The organism is Candidatus Obscuribacterales bacterium, from assembly GCA_036703605.1.
Taxonomy (GTDB): Bacteria; Cyanobacteriota; Cyanobacteriia; order RECH01; family RECH01; genus RECH01.
On record DATNRH010000237.1, the window covers coordinates 1 to 4,711 of the forward strand.

4 protein-coding genes are annotated in these 4,711 nt (G+C 51.6%); all 4 read right to left on the reverse strand.

Annotated elements, in window-relative coordinates:
• On the reverse strand, positions 1–1,026 hold a 1,026-nt coding region (locus tag V6D20_04990), incomplete at its 3' end, for a hypothetical protein (protein HEY9815145.1).
• Positions 1,023–2,462 (reverse strand): ABC transporter substrate-binding protein, encoded by a 1,440-nt coding sequence (locus V6D20_04995; GenBank protein ID HEY9815146.1) that lies wholly within the window; start codon positions 2,460–2,462, stop codon positions 1,023–1,025. The genes V6D20_04990 and V6D20_04995, both read right to left, overlap by 4 nt.
• A gap of 35 nt (positions 2,463–2,497) precedes the next feature.
• Positions 2,498–3,631: a UDP-N-acetylglucosamine 2-epimerase (non-hydrolyzing) gene (gene wecB / locus V6D20_05000; protein ID HEY9815147.1), complete on the reverse strand. Its 1,134-nt coding sequence runs from the start codon at positions 3,629–3,631 to the stop codon at positions 2,498–2,500.
• On the reverse strand, positions 3,628–4,635 hold the full coding sequence (locus V6D20_05005) for an AEC family transporter (GenBank protein ID HEY9815148.1): 1,008 nt from the start codon (positions 4,633–4,635) through the stop codon (positions 3,628–3,630). The genes wecB and V6D20_05005 overlap by 4 nt, the downstream gene beginning before the upstream one ends.
• Positions 4,636–4,711 lie beyond the last annotated feature (76 nt).

The window sequence follows — 4,711 nt, forward strand, 5'->3', positions numbered from 1 at the left end:
CAGTTGAATAGCAGTATTGGCGATCGCCATGATCGGCTGGGTAATACGTCGAGAGAGGAGATATACGGCGACGAGGAGCAATCCAGCAGAACTCAGTCCGATCAACAAAATTTGGCGGGCTAGTTGGCGAGCAGGGAGGAAGGCTTCATTTTGGCTAATTTCAGCCACAAGGGCCACGTTTTGCTTAGGCAGCCAGCGATAGACCCCCACAACTGGAGTCCCTTCATAGTTGACAAAGCTCCCTTGGGCACTGCGTTTGGCGATCGCCAGAGCAATACCTGGACTGACAACCTCATCCGTCTCATCCGTATCATCCGCCTCAGATTCTGTGTTTATCCGCGAAATGAACACCGTTTGAGATCTAGGGCGGCCAATTAAATAGGTTTCTGCCGACTCACCCAAACCAGTATTCTCACGAATGAGATCATCAATATCGGTAAGATCTAGGTCAACGGTAATCGCTCCCATTTGTACGTTCTCTTGGTCTAGCAGCGGGGTGGCAAAGGTGATCGCTGCTCGCCCTGCAGAGGTAAGGTAGAAGTTAGGCACCACAGACTGTGCTCCATCCTGGGTAAAGTAGGTAGTGGGTTCACCCAGAGCTTTATAACGCCCCTCCAGATCTTTATTGCGGGACGAAAACACCACAAAGCCGCCGTTGGTAGTGATAGACACATTACCCAGGCTCGACTTCACGCGACTCAGTTGGTTAAAGTAATCCGTCAAGATCCCGTAGGCTTCTTGATACTCAGGCTCGTCAGGATCATAGATCAGCAGCGCTGCCACCTGTTGCCGCACCTCCGGCAGTTGGCTAATCAGCAGCACATCTTCCCGCTGGCTATCCACCCATTCATTCAGTTGAAACTCCTTGAGGGACGTCGCCACGGTTAAGCGATTGGTCACAGATTCTTCTAGGGCATTTTTCGCCCGTTGGTAGGCAGCGATCGCCACCGTACCCAGCATCACCACCGACAACAACGAGAAATAGCTCACCAACTGAGCCAGCAGACTGCGTCTCCAGAAGTTCATGACCACTCTCCAAAAATCTGTTTCACACGAGCGATCGCCTGATCGGTAGCTTGTTCTGGCGAGACGCCATCGTTCAGGACTTGCAGAATGGCTTTAGCCCACACATTATCCTGCAGAACTTTACTGTAGGCCGGTGCATAGACCTGATAGGAAGGGCGAGTATCCTGCTGATGTTGCTGCAGGGCCAAGGATAGATGGGGATCATTCACCGCATTCCAAAAGGGATCTTGCCAGAGAGAGCGAATGACTGGGAAAATCCGACCTTTGGTGGCTAACTGCAAGTATTTATCTATATTTGCAGGCTGAATAAAGTAGGCGGCGAAGCTTTCTGCAGCTTCAAGCTGGTCGGTGTCTTTCAAAATGGCCAGTTGTTTGATGCTGAGAATGGAGCGATGGGGACTGCCATCTGGCTTGTTGGGCCAAGGAATGGTGCGAATCTGGTTGAAATAGTAGTCCGTGGACTGTCGATTGTAGGGCGTATCTGGCTGCCGCTGACTAAAGGGCACCGATAGGGTACTGTTGACCGTCATCAGGGACTGTTGCTCAAGAAAACTGATATTGTTACCTGAATCCGTCCATTCCACGGCGGCAGGAGGAATATAGCCATCTCGGTAGAAGCCAACAAATTGCTGAATCGTGTCGATCAGTCCTTGGCGAATACCTGGTTCCTCAATCCGAAGGTTTCCTTGTTCATCTACCACCTCTAGGTTGTAGGCGTCTAGAAATTGCTCAAATTGCCAGAATGTGTCTGTCCCTAGATCCGAAAGACAAAGACCAATACCATAAACCGTATCCTTGCCCTGATCCCGCAACTGGGTATGGGCAGTCTGCCAAAACTGCCAAAACTCATTCCATGTGTTGGGAATCTCATCGTTATACAGCCCTGCTTCTGTCAAAAGCGGCTGCCAATAGTGCAGATGCACCGTATTCTGCCCAAACGGAAGCGCATAGTAGCTGCGCGCTTGGGTGACATTATTTTGGTAGTACACCGACTCCAAGGCCGTGGGTGTAATGGTGTCTTGAATCGGTTCCACCAAGTGGGAAACATCTGCCAATTGATCGTTCCAGGCAAGGCGAGGGAAGAGATTGGTATCGGCTGGAAAGCTAAACACAACATCCGGCGATCGCTCTTCTTCAATGGCTCGCTGAGTATCGCCCAAGATGTCACGATCGGGCAGGAGGACTAAATTGGCTTCAAACCCAGAGGCTTGCTCCCAATCTGACACCAGTTGCACAATCACCTCATTCTCTTCTGGCAGAAACCCCTGGGTCCACCAGATGGTGAGCTTGTCATCCGCCACCGTCTCCACGCCTGCGGGCATGGCTTCAGAATCCGCATCAGACTGGATAACGGGGGTACCCTGAGCACAGGTAATCAGCCCTAGCGTTAAGCTGGCTAGGATGAAAACTCTTAAGATTTGCTTGAAGGTCACCATAGTTTCTTACGATTCATACTGATCCAGATAGTTAATCAAACGACTGTTGGACAAGGTGTTGTCGCTGGTAGTGCTGCACCCCAAACCGCCAAGATATCCACAATCCGCTCCGCTGTATTCCCATCCCATAGGTCAGGAATGCGGCCGGTTTTGCCCTGCCCCTCTAGAATTTGAAACACTTCCTGAATGATGCGATCGGGATCTTGCCCTACTAAGGTATTGGTGCCTTCGATGACGGTTTCGGGGCGATCGGTATTGTCCCGCATGGTGAGACAGGGAATGCCTAGCACCGTTGTTTCCTCCTGAACGCCGCTGGAATCCATGAGCGTAAACTGAGCCGACGATAGAGCGCAGATGAAGTCTAGGTAACCCAGCGGTGGCGTCACCCAGACCTGATCTAGGCTATCAAGTCGAGCCTGTAGTCCAAACGTTTCCAGCCGCTGCTGCGTACGAGGATGCATGGGAAACAGGAGGGGCACCCGTTCGCTCACCGTGGCGATCGCCTCTAGCAAGCGTTCAAGCATCACCGGGTCATCTACATTACCAGGACGATGGAGGGTCACCAATCCGTACTGCTGAGGCTGAACTGGGTAGGTCTCTAGCAGTGTGGATTGGTGACGAGCCCGTTCGAGATTGGCCTTGAGGCTATCAATCATCACATTGCCCACGAAATGAATGGCTTCTGGGGCAATACCCTCCCGCAACAGGTTATCCGTGGCGATCGCCGAGGTGGTGAAGAACAAATCGCTAATGGCATCGGTGCAGATGCGGTTAATCTCCTCCGGCATGGTTCGATCCCAACTGCACAACCCTGCCTCCACATGGGCGATGGGAATATGTAGCTTGGAGGCAGCTAGGGCTCCCGCCAAGGTAGAGTTCACGTCGCCTACCACCAGCACTAAGTCAGGCTGATAGTCCTGCATCACCTCTTCTAAGGCGATCATCGTCCGCCCCGTTTGCTCGGCATGGGACCCCGATCCAATCCCTAAAAACACATCTGGCGCAGGCAGTTGTAGGTCATCAAAAAAGACCTGAGACATACGGTCATCATAGTGCTGCCCGGTGTGAACTAATTGCCACTGCATCGTGGAATAGAGATTCATCTGACGCAGAATGGGCGCGATCTTAACAAAATTGGGGCGTGCTCCTACAACATTGAGGATTTTCACGTCATGACTCCAAATAAGAGAACCCAAAGTGGCAAAAGAAAGAGTAGCGCTAAACAGCCAAACACGAGCGTCGTAACGGCCAGTTCTCGATCAAGACCATAGGCCTCTGCAAACACAACCGTTGCAAATGCTGGCGGCATCCCCATTTGCAGCACGAGGGCTAACTGGGTTTGTTCTGCTACTCCAAAAAACATCAGTCCGGTTCCTACCACTAAGGGCACAAGAACCATTTTGATGCCAAGGCATGGCAAAGCCTGCTTCAGCTTACGGAGTGACGTAAGCTGACTGAGCTGCATACCGATGAGTACTAGGGCTAAATTCACAATGCCCCAAGCACAGGTTCGGAGACTGGTCTCCGCGAATTCTGGTAGATTCACTAATCGTAGTAGCAATCCGAACCCCAGGCTCCAAATTGCAGGATTCTTCAAAATTTTTTCAGAAAGCTTTACAGAACTCCCTTCCCCAACGGTGCCGTATTTAGCAGCAAGAACCACTCCAACCCCATAAACCCCAACAAAGGTGCCGAGGAGATCGTAGAACAAAGCCCAAGCAAAGTAGTCGGGGCCAACCAGGCCAAGAACCACCGGGAATCCCATATACCCAGTGTTTCCCACCATCATAGCCAGCAAAAAGCTACCTTGGGTGGCGCGAGACCAGTCGCTATTGCGAAGTATCAAACCCGTGTTGGGAGCATGGTCATCCAGCCCTTTAGACATGGCCCGGAGGCGTTCGTCTCCCACCCCCAGGTCAATCCAAACCCAGGCGAAAGCAGCACCCACCGCGATCGCCACCCAAGCTGTTACCGGGGCAATCAGAATCCAGCCCGATAGGTCAGCCCGATACAAAAATGCCACAATACTAATGGGCAGCCCAATCCAAAAGATAAATTGACCCAGTTTGGCCGATGCCCCCTTTGGCAAAAGACGACCTAACACCCATCCTAAAGAAATCCAACCCGTGAGAGGGATGTAGAGTTTGATGAGAGCAGGAATGAGATCAGGCATAGGACTCAGGTAATTAGATAAACTTAGCTAAGTAACCAACAAATGTAGCAACCTTGTGACAAGGCTCAGGTTTCCT